The following is a 2,217-nucleotide window of genomic DNA, read 5'->3' as shown; positions in this document are numbered from 1 at the left end:
GCGCTGGGCGACGAGTCGTTTGGCGTGCAGGCGCCGCATGGCGCCTGAGGTGGCCGATGAAGCCTTGCCCATGAAAGAGACGCGCTCCACCTGCCCCTACTGCGGCGTGGGCTGCGGCGTGATCATCGAATCCGATGGTGCGCAGATCACGGGCGTGCGCGGCGACCCCGATCACCCGGCCAACTTCGGGCGGCTGTGCACCAAGGGCTCGACGCTGCATCTGACGGCCACGGCCGAGGTCACGCTGCAAACGCGCCTGCTGCAGCCGATGCGCCGGGCCGAGCGCGGCGCCGCGCCGCAGGCCGTTGGCTGGGCGGATGCCCTGGACAGCGCCGCCGACAAGTTCGCCCAGGTCATCCACGACCACGGCCGCGATGCGGTCGGCTTCTACGTCTCGGGCCAGCTGCTGACCGAGGACTACTACGTCTTCAACAAGCTGGCCAAGGGCCTGATCGCCACCAACAACATCGACACCAACTCGCGCCTGTGCATGAGCAGCGCGGTGGCCGGCTACAAGAAGACGCTGGGCGCCGATGCGCCGCCGGCCTGCTACGACGACTTCAACCATGCCCAGTGCCTGTTCATCGTGGGCAGCAACACGGCCTGGGCGCACCCGATCCTGTTTCGCCGCATCGAGGATGCCCGGCGCGCCAATCCGGCCATGAAGATCGTGGTGGTCGACCCGCGGCGCACCGACACCTGCGAGATCGCCGACCTGCACCTGGCGATCCAGCCGGGCACCGACGTGATGCTGTTCCACGGCATGCTGCACCTGATGCTGTGGGAGGGCTGGACACGGCCCGACTACATTGCCGCGCACACCAGCGGCTTCGAGGCGCTCAAGGCCACGGTGCGCGAGTGCACCCCGGAGCGCGTCGCGCAGGTCTGCGGCATCGACCAGACGGCGCTGCTGGAGGCCGCGCGCCTGTTTGCCACCTCGGCGGCCACGCTGAGCCTGTACTGCCAGGGCCTGAACCAGTCGTCCTCGGGCACCGCCAAGAACGCGGCGCTGATCAACCTGCACCTGGCCTGCGCACAGATCGGGCGCCCTGGCGCGGGCCCCTTCTCGCTGACCGGGCAGCCCAACGCGATGGGCGGGCGCGAGGTCGGGGGCCTGGCCAACCTGCTGTCGGCGCACCGCGACCTGGGCAACGCCGGGCACCGCGCCGAGGTCGCTGCGCTCTGGGGCCTGGCCCCGGGGCAGGAGGTGCCGGCGGCGCCGGGCAAGACGGCGGTGGAGATGTTCGAGGCGGCGGCCGACGGTGAGATCCGCGCGCTGTGGATCTCGTGCACCAACCCGGCCCAGTCGATGCCCGACCAGGCGGCAGTGCGCCGGGCGCTGGAGCGCTGCGAGTTCGTGGTGGTGCAGGAGGCGTTTGCCACCACCGCGACCTGCGCCTATGCCGACTTGCTGCTGCCGGCCACCACCTGGGGCGAGAAGACCGGCACCGTGACCAACAGCGAGCGGCGCATCTCGCGCGTGCGCCCGGCCGTGGCAGCGCCGGGCCAGACGCGCCACGACTGGTCGGCGGTGGTCGACTTCGCGCAGCGCCTGGAGGCGCGGCTGCCCAGGCGTGCGGCCACCACCCTCTTCCCCTACGCGCTGGATGCCGAGGCCGGCGCCCAGGCGATCTGGAACGAGCACCGCGAGTCCACGCGCGGGCGCGACCTGGACATCACGGGCTTGAGCTGGGCGATGCTCGAGGCGCACGGGCCCCAGCAGTGGCCATGTCCTGGGGACCCGGCGGACCCGGCCGGCAACGGCAAGGCGCGGCTGTACGAAGACGGCGTGTTCCCGACCGCCGATGGCCGCGCGCGCTTCGTGGACACGCCCTACAAGCCGGTGGCCGAGCAGCGCGAGGCGCGCTATCCCTTCTCGCTGAACACGGGGCGCCTGCGCGACCAGTGGCACGGCATGAGCCGCACCGGCACGCTGGGGCGCCTGTTCGGCCATATGGCCGAGCCGGTGGTGCAGATGCATGGGCAGGACATGGCGCGCCGCCAGCTCAAAGACGGCGACCTGGTGCACCTGACCTCGCGCCGCGGCAGCATCGTGCTGCCCGCGCAGGCCAGCCCCGAGGTGGGGCTCGCCCAGGCGTTCGTGGCGATGCACTGGGGCGAGGAGCACCTGAGCGGGCGCTCCAGCACGGGCGAGCGCCTGGCCGGCATCAACGCGCTGACGAGTCCCGCCTTCTGCCCGGATTCCAAGCAGCCCGA

General features: G+C 71.7%; 1 protein-coding gene. It reads left to right on the top strand.

Annotation, left to right across the window (positions count from 1 at the left end; translation table 11 throughout):
* Nucleotides 1–70 precede the first annotated feature (70 nt).
* Nucleotides 71–2,217: molybdopterin oxidoreductase family protein (locus QTI05_RS27745; RefSeq protein WP_286625030.1), on the top strand; the 2,147-nt coding region annotated here is incomplete at its 3' end.

The organism is Variovorax fucosicus (assembly GCF_030316825.1).
In the GTDB taxonomy this organism is placed as follows: Bacteria; Pseudomonadota; Gammaproteobacteria; order Burkholderiales; family Burkholderiaceae_C; genus Variovorax; species Variovorax fucosicus.
The sequence above is the reverse complement of the archived record's forward strand: the minus strand, read 5'-3'. Positions and strand labels throughout refer to the sequence as shown.